Annotated in this window: 14 protein-coding genes and 1 rRNA gene; 11 read left to right on the top strand and 4 right to left on the bottom strand. The window is 42.1% G+C overall.

Annotated elements, in window-relative coordinates; translation table 11 throughout:
* The 6 genes from rrf to DDZ16_RS20265 all read left to right on the top strand — a co-directional run.
* Window positions 1-73 (top strand): 5S ribosomal RNA (rrf, locus tag DDZ16_RS21185); the annotation flags it as partial.
* Window positions 74-291: 218 nt separating this feature from the next.
* Window positions 292-1,242: a 1-phosphofructokinase family hexose kinase gene (locus DDZ16_RS20285; protein ID WP_109266314.1), complete on the top strand. Its 951-nt coding sequence runs from the start codon at window positions 292-294 to the stop codon at window positions 1,240-1,242.
* 33 nt (window positions 1,243-1,275) lie between these two features.
* On the top strand, window positions 1,276-1,728 hold the full coding sequence (locus DDZ16_RS20280) for a CBS domain-containing protein (protein ID WP_109266313.1): 453 nt from the start codon (window positions 1,276-1,278) through the stop codon (window positions 1,726-1,728).
* 15 nt (window positions 1,729-1,743) lie between these two features.
* Window positions 1,744-3,054: an ArsB/NhaD family transporter gene (locus DDZ16_RS20275; protein ID WP_109266312.1), complete on the top strand. Its 1,311-nt coding sequence runs from the start codon at window positions 1,744-1,746 to the stop codon at window positions 3,052-3,054.
* Between the two features lie 754 nt (window positions 3,055-3,808).
* Complete coding sequence (locus tag DDZ16_RS20270) at window positions 3,809-4,738, top strand: DMT family transporter (protein ID WP_109266311.1); 930 nt, start codon at window positions 3,809-3,811, stop codon at window positions 4,736-4,738.
* Window positions 4,739-4,816: 78 nt separating this feature from the next.
* Window positions 4,817-7,054, top strand: a complete 2,238-nt coding sequence (locus tag DDZ16_RS20265) for a DUF4838 domain-containing protein (RefSeq protein ID WP_109266310.1) — start codon at window positions 4,817-4,819, stop codon at window positions 7,052-7,054.
* Between the two features lie 3 nt (window positions 7,055-7,057).
* Here the strand turns inward: DDZ16_RS20265 and DDZ16_RS20260 are convergent, their stop codons facing one another.
* The 4 genes from DDZ16_RS20260 to DDZ16_RS20245 all read right to left on the bottom strand — a co-directional run bounded on the left by DDZ16_RS20260 (window position 7,058) and on the right by DDZ16_RS20245 (window position 12,595).
* On the bottom strand, window positions 7,058-7,819 hold the full coding sequence (locus tag DDZ16_RS20260; RefSeq protein WP_109266309.1) for an SDR family oxidoreductase: 762 nt from the start codon (window positions 7,817-7,819) through the stop codon (window positions 7,058-7,060).
* 78 nt (window positions 7,820-7,897) lie between these two features.
* On the bottom strand, window positions 7,898-10,324 hold the full coding sequence (locus tag DDZ16_RS20255) for a DUF5686 and carboxypeptidase-like regulatory domain-containing protein (protein WP_109266308.1): 2,427 nt from the start codon (window positions 10,322-10,324) through the stop codon (window positions 7,898-7,900).
* 352 nt (window positions 10,325-10,676) lie between these two features.
* Window positions 10,677-11,567: a pseudouridine synthase gene (locus DDZ16_RS20250; RefSeq protein WP_109266307.1), complete on the bottom strand. Its 891-nt coding sequence runs from the start codon at window positions 11,565-11,567 to the stop codon at window positions 10,677-10,679.
* Window positions 11,568-12,010: 443 nt separating this feature from the next.
* Window positions 12,011-12,595, bottom strand: a complete 585-nt coding sequence (locus DDZ16_RS20245) for a hypothetical protein (RefSeq protein WP_109266315.1) — start codon at window positions 12,593-12,595, stop codon at window positions 12,011-12,013.
* 329 nt (window positions 12,596-12,924) lie between these two features.
* Here DDZ16_RS20245 and glmM point away from each other — a divergent pair, with 329 nt between their 5' ends.
* The 5 genes from glmM (at window position 12,925) to DDZ16_RS20220 (ending at window position 20,546) form a co-directional block, all read left to right on the top strand.
* Entirely contained in the window at window positions 12,925-14,310 is a 1,386-nt protein-coding gene (glmM, locus tag DDZ16_RS20240) for a phosphoglucosamine mutase (RefSeq protein ID WP_109266306.1), read from the top strand.
* Between the two features lie 698 nt (window positions 14,311-15,008).
* Complete coding sequence (locus DDZ16_RS20235) at window positions 15,009-16,424, top strand: efflux RND transporter periplasmic adaptor subunit (protein WP_109266305.1); 1,416 nt, start codon at window positions 15,009-15,011, stop codon at window positions 16,422-16,424.
* On the top strand, window positions 16,421-17,770 hold the full coding sequence (locus DDZ16_RS20230) for an ABC transporter permease (protein ID WP_109266304.1): 1,350 nt from the start codon (window positions 16,421-16,423) through the stop codon (window positions 17,768-17,770). Before DDZ16_RS20235 ends, DDZ16_RS20230 begins: the two co-directional genes overlap by 4 nt.
* Window positions 17,771-17,786: 16 nt before the next feature.
* The gene (locus tag DDZ16_RS20225; protein WP_109266303.1) at window positions 17,787-19,310 is read left to right on the top strand and encodes a TolC family protein; all 1,524 of its coding nucleotides are present in this window, start codon (window positions 17,787-17,789) and stop codon (window positions 19,308-19,310) included.
* Between the two features lie 18 nt (window positions 19,311-19,328).
* Window positions 19,329-20,546, top strand: coding sequence for an efflux RND transporter periplasmic adaptor subunit (locus DDZ16_RS20220; protein WP_109266302.1), 1,218 nt, complete (start codon window positions 19,329-19,331; stop codon window positions 20,544-20,546).
* Window positions 20,547-20,957 lie beyond the last annotated feature (411 nt).

Below are 20,957 nucleotides of genomic sequence, written 5' to 3'. Positions count from 1 at the left end.
TCCGAACAGAGAAGTTAAGCCTGTTAGCGCCGATGGTACTACGTAAAAGTGGGAGAGTAGGTCGCCGCCGATCTTTAAGTAGAAATCCCGGTCTGATTAATTTCAGACCGGGATTTTTTTGTTTATACCCCTTCTAATGCTGACCATTTTCTATATTACAGAAATATGGAAAAGTAGCAGGCTGAAAATTTTTTCTTTCCATATTCTGGGTTATTCCTTAAATTTATAATAGACGTTTTTGGAGCCCAATTTGTCCGGCCTCTTTTTTTGTCTTCATTTAATATCCTGGCTATGGTATTAACCGTTACATTAAATCCTGCAATTGATAAGATATTAGTCCTTGACTCCTTTGAAATGCACAAACTTCATCGGTTGCATGAAGGGGAGTTGAGTATGGTTTCTGCAGGAGGGAAGGGCGTCAATATTGCACAAACGCTTACCAAACTGGGCAATGAAGTGATTGCTTCAGGATTTGCCGGGGAACATTCGGGACATTTGCTTTGTGATTCCATCAGGCAGGCAGGGATAACAACTAATTTTATTTTCACAGAAGGCCCTACCCGGACCAATATTACCATTTTGGATCGTCAACACGAAAAGCTGACGATGATTAATGATTTTGGACAGGAAATTTCTGAAGACGATATTCATTTCTTTCTGGAAAACTATGAAAGATTACTTTCAAGAGTGAATTTAATCGTAATTGCAGGGTCTTTACCGCAGGGCGTAAATTCTGATATTTTTTCCCAAATGCTTCAAAAAGCCCATAAACATGGACTAAATGTAATAGTTAATACCGCTCCAAAGTATGTAGATGTGCTGATGAAAGAACAACCCTTTTTGATTAACCCCGATATGCGATCTGATCATTTTTTGCTGGGACGAACTGTTGATGGAATTGATCAATTCCTGGAAACAGGGAAGAATATTCTTGAAAAAAGCCCTCAAACTGAATTTGTAATTTTCACCCACCGTTTGGAAAATGTGGTTGTGGTGACGCATGGGAGAGGCTATGTTGTTCGGCCGGCTGATATGGAAATCGTAAATATGCTGGGCTATGGCGATGCATGGCTCTCAGGGTTTATTCATGCCTATTTGCAGGAGAAGCCGGTGCCTGAAGTTCTCAGATATGCATCTGCGGCTGGTTTGACCAATGTCGAAGACATACATAAAGAGATTGTTGATTTAAAAAATATAGACCAAAACCTATCGCGTATAGATATTGAGGAAATAAATTTTTAGCAGATAGATAAGGATGATGCCTAAAATATTGCCATGAAACAGGTTGGTGACTATACATACAGGGACATTTCGTCCATTAATGAAAACTCCACTTTGCGCCGGGTCATCAGGACGATGAAATTACACCGGGCCAGTGCTGTGCCTGTTGTGGATAGTTTAGGGGAGTACAAGGGGTGTATTAGTGAACAGGATATATTAAATGCTGCAGTGCCTGCGTACATGAAGTCGATGTACGATACCTCATTTATGGCAGGACTGGATCAAATTACTGTGAATCTGGCCGGGATGCTCGATGAAAAAGCTATGAATTTTCTGGATGAGAACTATCCCTTTGTTTCTCCCGGAGATTCGATGTCGTATGCAGCTGATCTTTTATACCGCGCTAAGGGTACTATTCTTCCTGTTGTAGACGGGAAAATGCTTGTGGGTCTGATAACGCGGATTGATGTACTTGCTGTTGCTCTTGATGAAGGTCAAACGGACTGATAAAAAACCTCAAAAATGTTTTTAATTTCCATCGCATCTACCGGCGTCATTACCAGTGAAATCGTTTTGATTTTGGTGATATTTATACTGACTTTCACTCTCATAACCACCGAAAAGTTACCCAACGCCATTGCCGCAATGGTGGGTGCTTTCCTGGTCGTGGCTTTTCATATTTTGTCGCAGGAAGAGGCTGTTGAGTTTATTGATTTTGATACCATTGGTCTATTGTGCGGAATGATGATTATGGTGGCAATTATGCGAAAGTCGGGATTATTTGAATACATAGCCATAAAGGGTATTAAAATTACTGGAGGTAATCCCTGGAAGCTATTGGTTGTATTATCGGTTGTAACAGCTGTTCTGTCTGCTTTTCTTGATAATGTTACCACTGTTCTGATTATTGTACCCCTTACCCTTGCCGTTTCAGATACAATTAGAATCAATCCCCTTCCGCTTTTAATTTCGGAAATATTATTTTCCAATATTGGCGGAACTGCTACCTTAATTGGGGATCCCCCAAATATTATGATAGGGGGTGCCACTCATCTCGAATTTTTAGATTTTATTGCTAATAATATGCCGGTTGTACTGTTGGCTTCTGTGGTGACCTTTTACTTGCTTAAATTGTTTTATTACAAAAAACTAACCCGCCGGAAGGTGGATAAAGAGAAGATTAACGGGTTTGATGAAACCCGTGCCATCAAAGACAAAAAGTTTTTTGTCATCAATCTGGTAGTTTTTTCTCTGGTTATTGTTGCTTTCATGACTCACCATATTCATGAGATAAGTATGGCTTCCCTGGCCTTAGGAGGCGGATTTATTTTAATGATGGTGACGCGTCAGGAACCTGTTGAAATACTCAAAGAAGTAGAATGGCCTACTTTATTCTTCTTTATAGGTTTATTCATTATTGTGGGGGGGCTGGAGAAAACCGGAATTATTGGAATGATTGCAGATGGACTGACCGGTTTTACTGAAGGGAATACTGCAATAGCGACCCAGTTGATTTTATGGATGTCTGCCTTGTCAACCACTTTTATCAATAGCATCCCTTATACCGCCACTATGATTTCGGTGGTTGAGGATATGGCTGCCGGCCTTGGCGGTGATATTGACCCATTGTGGTGGGGGCTTTCATTGGGAGCCTGTTTTGGGGGTAACGGCACACTTATAGGGGCAGCAGCCAATATCATTGTAGCCGGTTTTACACAAAAGACAAGGTTCTCCCTTAAATTCATTGATTACATGAAAGTAGGACTTCCTGTGATGTTTATAACCGTTGCAATCGCCTCTCTTTATCTTTATCTCAGATATTTCCTTTTCTGATAAAACTCATGTAGCCGGAGATTCTGCATTTTTACTTTTGCATCTTTAGAAACTGTTTAAATTTTGTTTTTGGAAGTTGTTTTTGAAGAATTGAGTTCTTAGACAAGTCAAAATTGACACGAATAACAACGCTTTTAAGGGTCTGCTGAAAAAGTCAAAAGAGGAGAATTTACAAGCCGGCCCAATCGAAGGAGTATTGAAATACTTCGAGATTGGGCCGGTGAAGTAAATTTTTTTCTTTTGATTAGCAGTTTTCTTATTTACAAGTGCAAAGGTATAAGAGTATGCTGTGGAATAACCTTGCACCCAGTTAATTGTTGATTTGCTTTAAGTGTCCAATAGTTAATTGAATATGCGTTTTTCGGCGCACCCCATTTAGCCCGTCAATAAAGTCAGCTTTTAAACTTAGTAGTCATGTGTCTGGTCAGAAATTTCCAGTTGCAAGGCTTGCAAGCGTAACGACGCAAAAGGGACTTTATGGACCGACACTATTTAGAGTCCGTATATAAACTAAGCAAAATTTGCTTCTGGTCATGTGTTTGTCAAGAAAGTGCCAGTTACAAGGCTTGCGAAGCCCGAAAATACGCAGTTTACTTGAGTAAATGAGTAATTTTCGGGCAAGCGTAACGCAGTAAATGGTACTTTATGGACAAACTCTATTTAAGGAAATTTTGACGAAGTATAAGAGCTCAAGACCAGAAAACATCCCAAAGGATAAAACTTAAACAGTTTCTTAATCTCTTTTTTTATAGTAATGACAGATAATACCAAAGGCCTGTTATATGCCACGGCCACTGCTTCCTTATGGGGGACACTCGCTATAGTTCTGAAAATTTCACTTAGCTATTTTGATCCATATACTGTGGTGTGGTGGCGATTTGCCATGGCATTTACCTTCTTGTTGGTGTTTTTTAGTATAAAAAAGCCGGGCTATCTGAAAATTGTAAGAAGGCCACCTTTGAAACTGATTCTTGCCGGTGTCTTGCTTGGGATTAACTATATTGGGTTCATGCAGGGCGTTCATTATACCGGTCCGGCAGTAACTCAGGTGATGATTCAGGTAGGGCCGCTTACGTTGGCATTGACCGGAATTTTATTTTTTAAAGAAAAAATTTCCAGATTGCGGGGAACCGGATTTTTCATTGCTCTGTCTGGTTTTTCTTTCTTTTATTTTCAGCAACTGCAACGTTTGGGCGGTGAACCAGAGCTGCTAAATTTGGGAGTTTTATGGATTATGGCAGGGGCATGGGCCTGGACAGGATACGCTGTGCTTAATAAAATATTGGTAAGGTCCATTCCTTCAGCACAAATCAATTTGATTCTATATGGTGTGCCGGCCTTATTGTATGTTCCACTGGCCGATTTCTCAAGATTGCTGACTGTTAATACCTGGGAAGAGATCGTGTTACTACTTTTTATGGGTGGGAACACACTGGCCGCATATGGAGCTCTTTCTCTGGCTTTGAAATATACCGAAGCAAATAAAGTTAGCATGATTATTACCGTCAATCCAATTATTACCTTTTTAATAATGGAATTGTTGATTTGGACTGAGGTTTCCTGGTTTGAGGTGCCACCGGTAAATTTGTTGTCTTATCTGGGAGCGCTTTTAGTGTTGATTGGTGCCCTGCTTGCCATTGGGGTTATCAGAGGCTCTAAGGGAGCAAAAGGGAAAGAGAAATAATTCTGAAAAATATTGAAGTAATCATGGGTTGTTAAAAAAATACGAATAACTTTAAATAGTTTTATAAAAAAATAAGCTATGAAGAAGTTTTGCCAGATTGCTTTTGTCTTGATGGTTTTATTGAGCAGTTGCCAGGATAAGAACCTGCAAATTGTATCAAATCAGTCAACAGATTATGTTATTGTTATTCCTGAAAATGCCGATTCTCTGGTAGAGCATGCTGCCGATGAAATTCAGTATTATATGGAAGCTGTTTCCGGAGCAAAACCTGAGATTAGAAAATTGGCGGACAAACCGGCCGGACCATCAATTCTTGTGGGTTGGCCTGTGGAAGCAAAAGAAACTAAACCCGCAACAGTTCATATATCTGTTTCCAGCGAGCAGTTAAACATTGGAGGTGGAAACTCCCGCAGCGTATTAAATGCTGTATATTTTTTCCTTGAGAGGTATGCAAATATCCGGTTTTTAACACCCGGTGCAGAAGTCATCCCCGAAAATCCGTATTTCTCAGTTCCGGGAGATCTTGATTTCTCTTATACTCCTGAGATTACCACCCGGACTGTCCATTCGCGTTTATTTTACAACAACCCCTCTTTTGCTGCCAAACATTTTGTTACTCAGGAGGCATTTCCAAGGTATGTTCCCGGGGCCCGGGTACATACATTTCATCGCTTTCTACCCGAAAGTGTTTTTTTCGACAAACATCCTGAATACTACGCTTTAAGGAATGAAGAAAGACGTCCTACTCAATTGTGCCTTACCAACCCGGAGGTATTTAAACTGGTGGTGGAGGCGGTTGACAGTTTGCTTAAGGCTAATCCCGGGGCAGAGGTCATCAGTGTTAGTCAGGATGATAATACTCAGTACTGCCAATGTGAGGAATGTAAAGCCATCAATAAACACGCAAAATCACCTGCAGGATCTGTAATAGATTTTGTAAACAGGGTAGCCCGGAAATTCCCGGATAAGCAGATTTCAACCCTCGCTTATCAGTATACCCGAAAAGCACCTGAAAATATTAAACCGGAAGATAATGTGCTGATTACATTGTGCTCTATTGAGTGTGATCGCAGTGCTCCCATTAATGAGAAATGCAGGGACTTTGCCCAGGATTTGGAGGACTGGGGGACGCTCACCGATAATATACGGATTTGGGATTATACGACTCAATTTACCAACTTTCTGGCACCGTTCCCCAATCTGCATACTCTGAAACCTAATATTCAGTTGTTCCGGGATAATCATGCAAAATGGGTTTTTGAACAACACAGCTATAATCCCAGCGAATTGTTTGAATTAAGATCTTATCTAACTGCAAAATTGCTATGGAATCCGGATGCCGATGCTGACAGTATCATCTCTGAGTTTCTCAAGGGGTACTATCAGGAAGCTGCACCCTTTATTCAAAAATACATTTCTAAGGTTCACAAGGAGATTAAAGCTGATTCAGATTTCTTTCTTTTTTTGTATGGTGATCCATCGCAGGCTTTTGATTCATTTTTGAGTCCCGACCATCTTATTCAATACGATAATTGGTACGAGGAGGCTCAGGCAGCAGTGGCTGGCAAACCTGAAATATTGGAGCGCGTTAAACGTGCCGGGCTCAGTGTTGATTTTGCGCTACTCGAGGCTGCCCGGCAACAAATATCTCCGGAAATAGGGTTGGTTCAAACCAATGATGATGGTAGCAATACGGTTTCCGTAATTACCCATGAGCGGCTTGAGCGATTTAAAAATGTTACCCGTGAGGGAAATATTACCCTCCTCAACGAGATGGGGTATACCATTGACGAGTATGTGGGGCAATACAGTGAAATGCTGAAACGAGCCGGCGCAACAAATCTGGCTTACCAGAAACCGGTTGAACTGCTAACATCTCCAAAAAAATATGCCAATGAAGATCCTCGGGTACTGACAGACGGAGCTTTTGGAGGTCCTAATTTTTATGCAAACTGGCTGGGCTTTGAAGGTAATCACATGGAGGCTATTATAGATCTTGAGAAAGAAGTTATGGTTAGCGAAATTTCTACCGCTTTTCTAAAAGTAACCAATCATCTGGTGTTTTATCCCGAGAAGGTGCAGTATTTAACCTCTAAGGATGGAACGACTTTTTCTGAATTTGGGGTGGCAGGCAATCAGGAACCGCTGACCCGCAAGACCCGAAAAAATGATATCCGGAATTTCACAGTTGAACGTAAACCGCAAAAAACCCGCTATATAAAAATTATAGCGACTAATATTTTAACGCCGCCTTATTGGCATCATGGTACAGGATTGCCTGCATGGATTTTTGCTGATGAAGTGATGGTGAGGTAGGTGCTATCTCCCCTCACCACCATCCAGGGTATAGACCTGTCCCGAGGCAAATCCGGCAAGAGGACTTAGCAGCCAGGCTGCCAGCGAGGCAAATTCATCGGGGCGTCCCAGACGGCCAACGGGAACTTTGGATTCAAGCTTCTTTTTGGCTTCTTCAAGAGAAACTGTTTCCTGTTCGGCCATCTTATGGAAAATGCGATCCAGAGCGGAAGTCTCATGATACCCCGGAGCTATTACATTGGCGGTAATGTCATCGTGAGTTATCTCTTTGACCATGGTTTTCACATACCCTGCTACTGCCATGCGAAAAGAGTTGCTCAATACCAGATTGGGGATAGGACCATTGACCGAGGCACTTTCGCTGAAAAGCAAACGACCTCGTTTGTTCCGGCGAAAAATGGGGAGGATGAATTTTGAGAGTTCCACTTTCCAGCGCAATACGAGTTGGTAAGCTTTGTCCCAGTCATCCATTGTTGTTTCATCGATAGTGCCTGCAGGTGGCCCTCCGGCATTTATGAACACCCCGTAGAGGTCATCGGGAAGAGAATTTTTTAATTTTTCCAAAAATGCTGCATCTGTAATGTCACCTGCAATAATAGTGGTCCGATCAGACCATTGGGCTGCAATTTCCTGAAGAGAATTATTATTTCTGGCCGTAAGGATTACCCGGGCATCGTTGGCCAGAAGCGTTTTGGCGACAGCTTGTCCAAGGCCTGAACTGGCTCCGGTTACAAGGTATTTTAAGTCTTTAAGTTGTAAATCCATAATTCCGATTTTTTGCTAAAATCAGAATTTATGAAGGCATTGTCAAGGCCGGCTTTATTTATTCTGGCAGCATTTTGGTTAAAAAGCAAAATCCAGAGCTACCCGAAAGCTCCAGTTGTCAATGCCATCCGCATTTTGATAAGGCCCATATCTGTAATGAACCCCCAGCCCGTATTTTATGAAGAGCACTTTAAAAAGATTGTCAAACAAAATCCCCGATTCAAAGAACCCCTGATTGAATGTTTTCATAGATAGTTGGTGGTCAGCTGCTATATCCCCCCAGCCTGCACGGGTTACGAAGTTTATTTCCGGTTTGAAATTTCCGGGTTTGTTTTGCCGGAGCAGGATTTTATGATTTAGGAATGCCACAATGAACCGGTCTGCAGCAAATTCATTAGGCCCCATGGTGGCAAACATGTAGGGAATTTCAACAGAGAAAGGAGCAAATGTGCCGAAAAAACTGTAAAGATTGGTGGGCGTATTCCATCCGTCAATGGTTGCTCCTGCAAATCTCAGGGTTGTTTGTGCGGCAGGTCCCGTGCGAAAGCTTTTCTCAACCTGAGCTTCCAGTTTGGTGTAGTATTCTGATTGTCCGTTGCTTTCTTGCAGACCTGCAATTATATTAAACCACAACCTGGGGCCCGTGTTTGATTTTGGGAAAACACCAAATGCCGTTTTAGAAAGTTTTTCTTTGTAGGCCCATCGTAGTTTCAGACCATACTCGATATTGGAAAAGGGAGCCACAGGGGCTTCAGCATCCGGAATAAAATTATAGAGCCTTACAGGTTCTATATCCGATTGAGAGAAAAACAGCTTACCGGAAAGTGGGCCCCAGAATCTGGCTTCAACCGATCCATAATATCGGTCCTGCTTGTCCATGGTGGCGACGGCCATGGTTCTGAGTAAGTCTTCGACCGACATCATATTTCCCTGGTGAAATAAAAAGTCCCCTGTTGGCTGAAGTGCATGGCTGTATGAAAAAGAAATGCCGGTTTGGCTGTGTGCCTCCGGTTTCCATTTTATGCCACCACCATAGTTGTTGGTTTCTGCCTCAAATGAGTGACTAAAAAATCCTCCCACAGAGAAATCGCCGGTTAATTCCCGGCCTGTCCATATTCCCATTCCCAACTTAAGACCTTCAAAACTATTGTATCCGATCAAATGTTTTAAGTCAATTAATAGTGGTCCTGCAGGAAGGTAACCTCTTATTAGTTCTTTTTGAAGCTTGACGAGATTATCCAGATTGTTGGCCCTGCCAATGCTGTCCAATAGGTAATAGGTAGATGAGTCTTTGGCTGTCAGGGGCTCATAGCGGCGTATTTTAATATCGTTGGTATCAGCCCTCATATGATCTTCAAGGACGAAAGCCGAAAAATCACGTTTCTTTAGATCCGGCTCCAAATTGACTGCCGTTACCATGCTTTTTGCTCTTCCCACCATTGGATATGGTAAGGAATTGGAATTTCCCATTGAATGTATCACCAGTTTGCTTTCCAGCTGAGCGGGGAACCATTGTTTTTCGTCAATGAGCTCATAACTTTGATTTATTTCAACTTCAAAAGGGGCAGATGGTAAGTTGGATCTGGCCCGGATATTTTTTATCCCGTAAGTCTTTTTGTGAATATGAAAAGAACCTGAAAGGGGTTTGATGTTACTGCTTTTGCGGGGTTGAAACGTAATGTAAAAGAGAGTATCTCTGTTCTCAATGATGGTGTCTTCCAAAATGAAAAAATAATGCTTCAGTCCCGCTTTAGAAACAGGGTTCAGGTGCTGAATGTCCATTAATCCAATATACCTGGAATAAAAACCAAATGGCTGTATCTGAGATGGCAAAACTGCCAGATCCGGGTCTTTCAAACCGCTTACCCTGCCCGAAATAATTCTTTCGTTATTTTTATCTGGCATCATATGCTTTTTTTCTGATACTGATTCCATCAACAATAAATGATTGTTCTTGCTGAAATCCATGAATTTTCTGGCCAGAGAGTCTTCAGGTGCTGCTGAATCCGGAACCTCAAGACTGAAAGACATCTTGTGATAAAGGATGCAGGAATAATTGGTGCAAAGGTCAGGATTATTGGCGGGACAATGATCCACCACCTTGTTCATAATCTCCAAAGCCGGGTTAACGCCCGGAAAAACATTGACTGTTTGGAGTTCAATGGTTTTTGGCGAAAGATGAAATAGTCCTGATGTATTAGCATTGTTGACCAAAAATGATTTTGAATGATATCCTACGCAACTGATTGTAAGTGAGTCTGCCGTACTCTCAGGAATCGTGAACGTGCCGTTAAGATCAGAGATTGTCCCGTTTTGCGCATCTCCAAATACAATATTGGCAAATGGGATGGGTTCTTGTGTTTCTTCATCCAGAATGGTTCCATGAAATTGTCCCAGGGCCTGACTTAAACCTGTTACCATTAAAAAAACAGCCCATAAAACAGGCTTAGTTATTTTATGAATTTGAAAAAAAGGATGCCTTTTTAAGTGTTGAGAACAGGCCATTTGGTGTTGTATTTTGTGTTGATAGTCAGATGGTTTCAAGTAAAGTGTAGGATGTCGGTTAAGCTGCTGTTATTTTTCACCTTGTGCAAATCAACAAAAATGTAAGCATAGCCGCAGCTACGTGAGTCTTTTTTTTTGAGAAGCATAAGGTAGAAAGAGCAAGGCTTGGGCCGTCAGACTATGCTTGACTTGACACTTGAGTAAAAATACGAAAATTATGTGGCCTCTAAAATGGTAAAAAGGAAGAATTAATCCGGGTTCCGGGAATATGAAAAAAGACGCTACATGTGCCGTTTGTAAATTATGGCTTCAAAGCGTCTTCTGTGCGTCGTTGCGTCTTCGCGTTTTGTCTTTAATGAGTGCCCTGTTTGTTCATTTCTGCTTTTAGAAACAACACTTCTTTATCAGACAAAAAGCGCCATTTCCCTCGTGGCAGATTCTTCTTGGTCAACCCGGCGAAGAATACGCGATCCAGCTTTTCCACCTTGTAGCCCAGGTGCTCAAAAATCCGGCGAACAATTCTGTTACGGCCTGAATGGATTTCTATCCCTATCTGACTTAAATCCTGTGGGTCAACATAGTTGACAGAATCCGGTTGTACAGGACCGTCTTCCAGCTCCAATCCCTGTTTTATGGCAATAATATCCGCTTCTTCCAAAGGTCGATTCAGGAAGACATGATAGATTTTTTTCGCTTCAAAGCTTGGATGAGTCAGCTTTTTGGAAAGTTCACCATCATTGGTCAGCAGTAATATTCCCGTTGTGTTGCGGTCCAAACGACCCACCGGATAAACCCTCTCGGGACAGGCATTGCGGACGATTTCAATAACCGTTTTCCGGCCTTCGGGATCTTTGGCAGTGGTAACCACATCCTTTGGTTTATTCAAAAGCATATAAACCTTTTTCTCAGGAATCAGTTTTTTGCCCTGATACTCCACGGTGTCGTTGGTAGTAACAGTCATCCCCATTTCGGTAACCACCTTGCCATTCACTTTTATTTCGCCTTTGGAGATTAATGTATCTGCTTCACGGCGGCTGCAAACACCCGAGTTGGAAATGAACTTGTTTAAGCGCATCTTTTCCGGATGGCTCTTCTTATATGCAACACGCTCTTCCTTCGTATGGCGCTCTTTCTTTTCGGTGCGTTCAGTGTTCTTGGGTTTGTGTCCTTCCTGGAATCTTTCGTTGCGCGAACGGCGAGCCGATGATGTATATTTTCCTGGGATTCTTCCTTTTTTGGCCATCGTAATTGTTGGTTTTCTGAGTTTTGTTATTCAACCCATATCGGGTTGAATATTGATGGTGCAAAATTGTAAAAAAGAAATGACTAATCAGGCATTTAGGGGCAGGAATTAATGGATTGTACAGGTAAAAAAAGCTTAAAATGGCAAGTGCAAAGCAGCAATAAGGCTAAAAGGTGTTTTTAGATGATTAAACATTGCGTTTTGGAGAATTTATTGAACATGGCTTCATCTATACGAGTGAAAGAGCTTTACCAATGCGGGTGAAGGGGTTTCATCAATACGAGTGAAAGGGTTTCATCAATACGAGTGAAAGGGTTTCACTAACGTTGTTGAAAGGGCTTCAATAGTCAGTTTCCAGAGAAAATTATAATCTGGCTTCACGCAAAAAAACAGGGACTCACCTCTTGTAAGCCCCTGCTTATTTAAAAAAAACAGGATGCTTTCTAAAAAATCACAAAGTCAACACCGAGAATGAAGCTTTTACGGTTGATTTTCTCATGGTAAAAACCTTCATTGTTTGATCGTTGAAAATTATATCCTAAATAAATGTTTAGCCCGGTTTTATCAGAGAATGAAATTTCTTTCCCAAGCATCAGTGCATAAACATGACCTGCATCTGTAGACCCTGTATTATTGGTAGAGCCTTTGGCAAACACAATCTGTGTCCCCACCTCTGCTGATGCAAAAAAACTGTTTTTATTGGGTGATAGATAGTAATTGCCCTGCAGAATAAGTGGGGCTGTGTTGGCACCGTAGCCTTCATACCTGTCAAGACCAAAACCCAGACTGAGACTTAATTTAGGGGATACGAAATATCCGGTATACACTCTCAGACTTTTACCATAATGACCATCATCCGAAAAGACGATTTCTTCATCATAATCCTCAGGATTGGGAATCGAAACATCTGTCCATCCCAAATAACGAGTACCTATTTTGAAGGTCAGACCTTTTCGGTGTGTAGTGTTTTCCTGACCGTAAATGGTAATAGAAAAAAATAATGCTGTAATAAGAAGTAATGTTCTCATAGCTCTTGGGTTAACTTTTTTGAAATATGAAAAAATAAAAATGGATTTCAACCAACGGTAGTAAACGTGAAGAATTATAGTAAGAGTTTTGGGCATGAATTTAGGTTTTTTAGAATGTTGCAAAATTAAATTTCTTTCTGAAAACAAAAAGATGGTTTTTGGGGAATAGAATTACAATCTTTCAATGGTGGTAAGGAAAACTTAACTTCAAAAATCAGCATCCGAATTCTCATCGTCTAAATCAGAACACTTAACTCAGGCTTTCTGAGCTTGCAATTACCCATTAATTTCGACAATTTTGCATAAACATAATAAAAACACAAAAAGCAATGACTTTAATTAAATCAATATCAGGAATAAGGGGGACCATTGGGGGCGCTCCGGGCGAAGGCCTGAGTCCCATTGATGTGGTTCGCTTTACTTCCGCTTACGGGGTTTGGGTGAAAAAACAATCCGGCAAAGAGGACTGCACAGTGGTGCTTGGCCGTGACGCCCGCATTTCAGGATCTATGGTTAAAAACCTGGTAGCCGGTACCCTTATGGGTATGGGGATCAGTGTTGTAGATCTTGGCCTGGCCACCACACCCACAACAGAGTTGGCGGTGATTAAAGAAAAGGCTGACGGGGGAATTATCTTAACCGCCAGTCACAACCCCAAACAATGGAATGCGCTGAAACTGCTTAATAATAAAGGGGAATTTTTGACTGCCGATGATGGTGCAGAAGTGCTTAAGGTGGCTGAAGCTGAAAGTTTTGATTATGCTGATGTTGATAAATTGGGTCTGATTTCAACTAAAGATGATTATACTCAAATCCATATTGAAGAGGTTTTAAAACTGGATCTTGTGGATGTTGATGCCATCCGTAAAGCCGGTTTTAAAGTAGCCATTGATTGTGTGAACTCTGTAGGAGGAGTAGCTTTACCGCCGTTGCTCGAAGCGTTGGGTGTCGAAGATGTTGTGGAGTTGTATTGTGAGCCCAACGGCGAGTTTCCCCATAATCCGGAGCCACTGCCAGAGCACCTGACGGAGATTTCGGATGTGATCCGTAAGCAGGGTGCCGATGTTGGTTTTGTGGTGGATCCCGATGTAGACCGCCTGGCCATTATCAATGAAGATGGTTCCATGTTTGGCGAGGAATACACGCTGGTGGCAGTATCAGATTATATTCTTTCTCAAACTCCCGGAAATACGGTTTCAAACCTGAGCTCCACCAGAGCTTTGAGGGATGTGACGGCCAATCATGGCGGTGAATACAGTGCATCTGCAGTAGGAGAAGTTAATGTGGTTGCCAAAATGAAGGAAACCAATGCTGTAATAGGAGGAGAAGGCAATGGAGGAGTTATTTATCCGGCCAGTCACTATGGGCGTGATGCCCTTGTGGGCATTGCTCTGTTCCTGACCCACATGGCCAAACAAGGCAAAAAGCCATCCGAATTGAAAAAGGAATATCCGGCCTATTTTATGACTAAAAATAAATTTGAATTGTCGCCGGAAGTAGACGTGGATGAGCTGCTGCTAAAGGTGAAAGAGCATTATAGCAATGAACAAATAAGTACTGTTGACGGTGTTAAAATTGACTTCCCCGGGTCATGGGTGCATTTGCGCAAATCCAATACAGAGCCTATCGTACGAATCTATTCAGAAGCCAAATCTCAGGATGAAGCCCGTAAACTTGCCGAATCGATGATGGATGTGATGCGTTCTTTCCTGTAATCGATAAGGAACAGATATAGAATGACCGGGGTTTTCAACTCCGGTTTTTTATTTATAAGACGCCTCATTTTTCTCTAACCTGACTGTCCTCAGGCAGGTATCTAAAACTCTAACGATGTATCGGGATAGAGGTGAAAAGGTATAATTGATCAGTGACGCAAAACCCCGTTTATCAGAATTTTGGATTGATGCCTCTTTGGAGACATAAAAAAACTAAAACTTATATTTTGTTCAGACATCTTAAACTATCGGGCTTCTTCCCTGTCTTTTTAAAGTGAGTTTTCTCATAAAGCGAGAATGCTGAATCTTTAGCCTGCTTTATTCATCAATTATCGTTATGAGATGTCTAAATATCAGGAAATACAATCAACCGCAGATAAAATGGATGCAGGCAAATAATGAAACGAGCAAGTTTGCGAGTTCAATACGGCCATAAAAATAATAATAACCGTATTAATCATTTTCAAATCCCTTCTATTGAGGACGGTTGTATTTTGCAGATAGTTGGACATCGGAATAGATTATTTGTGAATAATGCAGGCTAGATGGAAGTTTAAACATGCCTTCAATTGACTCCGGGGATTAATTCCTGATTGGGTGATTTATCTTGGGAAAAGTAGTTTTCTGAAAACTTGTTAAAAGTGTATGGTTTGTTGATTTCAAACATTCCTGTTTCAAAAAATATTCAAATATAAATTATGAAGCAATTTCTTCGACCTGTCTATTATGTTCCGGCTTTGATTGTGCTTGCGATAGCACTGATATGGTCAATGGGCCGTTCTGTGGTAAGTGATGATATTATGATATCTGTCCCTGTGGAAAAGGGGCCCTTTGTAGCAAAGGTGATATCTACCGGACAGTTACAAGCTGAAAATGCCACTTCCATTGAAGTTCCTTCTGCGCTTTCCGGGCGGTCACTTGGTATTTACGAAATTCAGGTCACTGATATTGTGGAGGAAGGAACAGTCGTTGATTCCGGTGATTTTGTCGCATCTCTTGATCACAGTGCTGTTGATGAACTTATGACTGAGGCCAGAGATGAATTGGAAGAAGCTCTTCAGGGGTATGAAGACGCTAAAATTGACACCAATATTAATATGAGCAATCTTCGTGATGGCCTTTTGGATGCACGGGTAACCGTTGAGGAGAAGAAATTGGTCGTGGAGCAGTCAATTTATGAATCTCCTGCAGTTCAGCGGCAGGCCAACCTGGATCTGGAGCGCGCTCAAAGAGACCTTGAGCAATCTCTTCGAAATTATGATTTAAAAAAGCAACAAGCAGCCTACGATGTTCAAAGGGCCGGGGAGGAGGTTCGAAAAAGCCGTGAACGAATAGATGAAATAGAGACTTTGTTTGATGCGCTTGATGTAAAGGCACCTAAACCGGGAATGGTGATTTACAGTTACGACAGGTTTGGAAATAAAATACAGGCGGGTTCAACGGTGAGTCGTTGGAGTCCCACCATTGCACAGTTGCCCGACCTTTCCTCCATGATTTCCAAAACATTTATTAATGAAATAGACATTTCAAAAATAAAACCGGCACAGCAAGCCAGGATTGGAATTGATGCTTTTCCTGAAAAATCTTTTGACGGGCAGGTTGTTTCTGTTGCTAATATTGGACAGGTACTACCCGAGGGTGATGCCAAAGTGTTTGAAGTAATAATAAAATTAAATAGCACTGACCCGGATTTGCGTCCTGCAATGACAACCAGCAATCAAATTACTACTGACTCCATTCCGGATGCTGTTTTCATTCCTTTGGAGGGGGTGTTTAAAAATGACTCATTGCAGTATGTGTTTATGAGTAAGGATGGGGAATGGACGAAGCAAATCATTGATTCCGGAGCCGAAAACGCCAATTATGTGGTAGTGGAAAAGGGGCTGGAACCAGGGATGGAGATTGCACTTACTAAACCATCAAATGTAGAGGAGCTTTCCTTTGAGGGGCTTGATATCTATGAAGCGCTAAAAAAGGAGGCGGAACAGGAAGCTAAGAAGGAGCAGGAAATGAAGGAAAAGGCAAAACGAAAAAAACCGGGTATGGAAAGAGGAGAGAGACCTGAAGGTGGCATGAGAGGCCAGGACGGCCGGAACGGAAGGAGGTCTCAATGAGAAGAATAAAATATTTGATTTCAAGATACTTTCACGATGTGCTCATCGCTGTTGAGGCCATTATGGCCAATAAACTCAAATCCTTTCTTACAGCTCTGGGTATCATGTTTGGTGTGGCTGCCGTAATCAGCATGCTGGCTATCGGGCGGGGTGCTCAGCAGGAGGTTTTGGAGCAGATAAAACTGGTGGGGGTTAACAATATCATCGTTACACCAAGTGATATTGCCATAGATGGCAGTGGTGAGGGGGGAGCAGGAGAAAATACTGAGCGTTTTTCACCCGGACTGACATTGTTGGATGCTGAATCCATTCGGGAAGCCATTCCTACAGTAAGCAGAGTGAGTCCGGTGGTTTCTATTAATTATCATGCCATTTTGGGGGGGAAAAGTTACCCCGTTGTACTTGAAGGCGTATCTCCGGCTTACTTTGACCTGTTAAACATTGAAATTGCGCGCGGAGATGTGTTTAGCGAAAGTCAGGCAGAATCAGGAAAACCTGTGGCAGTGATTGGTGATAATATCCGAAATCGTTTTTTCAATACTGAAGATCCTTTGGGGAAATACATCAAGTGTGGTGAAACCTGGGTGCAGGTAATCGGGGTTATTGAACGTCGCGATTTTACAGCCTCTGCCTCTGATGAGCTGGGAATCAGTAGTACCGATAATAAGATCATTGTTCCGGTAAAAACAATGCTTCGAAGGTTTAAGGACAGGGCCAGAATTAACCCTGAAGTTCTGGAGGAAGTAGCCCGTGGTGGTGGCGGAAACGGTGATGAGAATCAGGAAGTAGAGGAACAGGGAGATCAGCTGGATAAGATTATTGTTCAAATAGAAGAGACAGAAATGCTGAGCGCTTCAGCCAATGTAATAAAGAGAATGTTGCTTAGGCGACATTCCAATATTTATGATTTTGAAGTTACGGTTCCTGAGTTATTGCTCAAACAGCAGCAGAAAACCAACGATATTTTTAACATTGTTTTGGGTGCCATAGCCAGTATTTCTCTTATTGTTGGTGGAATCGGAATTATGAATATTATGTTGGCCTCCGTTTGGGAGCGAATTCGGGAAATTGGTACCCGACAGGCAATTGGGGCTTCGCGGAAAGACATTGTTGTGCAGTTCTTGTCTGAATCCACACTCATAAGTGTTACCGGAGGAATGATCGGTGTTGTACTGGGCGTTGTATTGGCGCACGTCATTCATGTGATGGCCGATATTGAAACCATTGTTACATTGTTCTCGGTTGTTGTTGCCTTTGGAGTGTCTGCAACTGTTGGAATAGTGTTTGGATATCTGCCTGCAAAAAGGGCTGCCGGGCAGGATCCTGTTGAATCATTGCGTCACTAAAAAATTATACTGGATAATGATAAAGCAAATTACATCTGTTTATATTCTTCTCCTACTGCCTTTATTTACTTTAAAGGCTCAGGTGGCAGATACCTATTTTCAGGATGAATCGGAGGATGAAATTGAGGTAGAAATGTCTCTTACAGAGGTCATCGAACTGGCTCATAAGCAATCCCTTTACAGTTTCAGGTCTGAAAATATGTATCTGGCAAGATATTGGGAATATCGCAGCTACAAAGCAGACAGGTTGCCCATCCTGAGTTTGGATGCAACACCGGTCAATTACGACAGGTCGGTTGTGAGCCGGTTTAATGCTGATCAGGGCGAATACTTTGATCAACGCTCTTATTTTACTTCTGATGCCTCATTGTCTGTCCGTCAGAGCGTTCCTTTTACAGGAGGGGTTTTCAATGTTACTTCATCTTTGTCAAGATCCCAGAACCTTGACGATAGTGAGGATATTCAGTACGCATCGGTACCTGTAAGTGTTGGTTTTAACCAGCCTCTGAATGGCTACAACCGCTTCAGATGGGAAGCGCGTATCGAACCGCTTAAGTTTGAAAAGGCCAAAAGGGAGTACCTTCAGTCTCTGGAATCCCTGGCTATTAGAGCTACTGATTATTTCTTTGGTCAGGTGACGGCTGAGATAAATCTGAAAATTGCGGAAACTAATTATTCCAATGCAGATACTCTGTACAATATTGGAAAAGGACGGTTTGAAATAGGAACTGTCACTCAGGATGAACTGCTTGATCTTGAATTGGAACTTCTGAATGCCAGCATGGAAGTAACAAAGGCAAAAGTGAATCTTCGGCAGGCACGTGCTGCCCTGGGCTCCTTTTTGGCCCTGGAAGATAATATGGCCATCGATTGTATCGTTCCGGATGAGATCCCTGATCTGAAAATTAATCCTGAGCAGGCAATGGCGCTTGCTATTGAAAACAACCCGGAGATTTTAGATTTTCAGCAAAGGATAATGGAAGCCCAGCAAAGCATCGCAAGGGCAAGGTCGGAGAGCGGACTCAGTGCTAACATACGTGCTAATTTTGGTATTAATAAAAATGCAGATGAACTGGGAATTGTTTATGGCAGTCCCTTCGCTGATCAGCAACAAGTTCGGGTCTCTCTGAATATTCCCATTCTTGACTGGGGGCTCAGAAAAGGACAGATTCAGATGGCACGGTCCAACAGAGATGTGACTGAAGCAACTGTAAAACAGGATCGAATTGACTTTGAGCAGGAGCTTTTCATCAGCGTGATGGAATTCAATATGCAGGAAAAGCAGGTAGAAATATCCGCAAAGGCTGATACTATTGCACAAAGAGGCTACGATGTTACCAAGCAGCGGTTTTTGATAGATAAGGTAGATGTGATCAAGCTTAACTCTGCCAGAAATTCGCTGGATGCTGCCCGCCGTAATTATATTTCGTCACTTCGTCAATACTGGAGAAGTTATTTTCAAATGCGTCAGTACACCTTGTTCGATTTTGTTCAGGAGGAACCTCTCATGAAAGAGTTGGATGAATTGTTACAGCAGTAAGCCTTAAAAACTATACTTATGAAGCAAAGACTGTTGATACTGATACCTCTGGCTTTTGTGATCCTGGCATTTCTGGGATACCGCTTTTTTTTGTCCGACGATGTGGACGAAGCCAATTTGGTTAAGGTTGAGAAAGGAAAATTTGAATTATATGTTGTCTCAATGGGGGAACTGGAAGCCCATGAATCAAAGGATATACTGATTCCTGATGTGCTTTTGGACAGAACCATCCGGATCAGACATATTGGTATAAACGATTTGGTGAGAGAAGGTAAGGAGGTGGAAAAAGGTGACTATGTGGCCACATTGGATCCTTCAGAGGTGGAGGAAAATATTAAAAACTCTCGGGAGACACTCGATATGCTTTCGGCCAATCTTGAAAACTCCCGTATGGACAGCTCTTTAAACCTTTCTGATGCCCGAGATGCCATTAGGCAAGCCAGGGATAATGTGCTTGATAAAGAAGTAAAAGTCGAGCAGTCGATTTATGAGAGTAAAGCTGTTCAGCGCCAGGTTCAGATTGAATTGGAAATGGCTGAAAGATCACTCGAGCAGAAAAAACGTAATTACCAACAAAAAAAGCGCAAAAACGAAATTAGGGTTAAGCGTATTGAAGATAAAATCACCCAGGAAGAGGAGCATATGCAGGTACTCCTGCAATTGAAACAGGATTTGATCGTTAAAGCACCTGCACAAGGCGTTGTAGTGTATGCCCGCGATTGGGGCGGGGATAAAATAAAAGTGGGTTCACGAGTAAGTCGCTGGAACCCCAGAATTGCCATTTTGCCCGATTTGTCGACCATTATGTCAGTAACTTATGTCAAAGAAATTGATGTGACCAAGATTCATGAGGGAATGCCAGTTAAAATCAATATTGATGCTTTTCCGGGTGAAGTCTTTGACGGAGTGGTGAAAAACGTGGCAAATATTGGGAAGGAAATTGAAGGACAGTTTCTAAATGGTTTTAAGGTGGATGTTGAAGTCGATCCGCATGGAGTTGACTTACTGCCGGGAATGACCTCCACAAACAGGTTTATAATTGAATCGATGGAGGACCAGCTAATGGTTCCCCGCGAAGCAGTCTTTGTTGAAGATAGCCGTGAAATTGTCTATAAAAAAACTCCATTGGGGGTTGTGCGTGAAGAAGTTGAAACCGCCGGGGAAAATGAAAAACACGTTAGAATCACCGAGGGTGTAAAAGCAGGTGATAAAGTCTTTCTAACACCTCCTCAATAACAATAGATCGTTAGATTTTTAGATAAAGGCTGTAGTTTAAAATGGCGATTTTATTAAATTCCACCAATGCCTGCCTGGCGGTAAGCAGGGCAGACAGGGGGGCAAATTAAAATAACCCCGGGCACACCTGCCAGAGGTGAATATATGGATATGATTAGTTTTTGAATGAGGCCAACATCTCATAACCCACTACAATATCTGGAATAGTTGGCCTCTTATCAGGAACGTACAAGAAACATCGAACACTTAAAAAGCCTCCCTCATACAGAAGAACCTCCCTGTCTCTGAAAGCGGCGAATCCGAATAACCCTCCCGAATTTGTCGGGACAGGCTCTGGCGAAAGTCCCGGGGATTGGATGGACTATCTCCCCCTAAGATCCCTGATAAGGGGTCAACATCCTCCAGCTCTTT

The organism is Marinilabilia rubra, assembly GCF_003121985.1.
Lineage (GTDB): Bacteria > Bacteroidota > Bacteroidia > Bacteroidales > Marinilabiliaceae > Marinilabilia > Marinilabilia rubra.
Note: the sequence above shows the minus strand (reverse complement) of the source record. Positions and strands in the feature narration are given on the sequence as shown.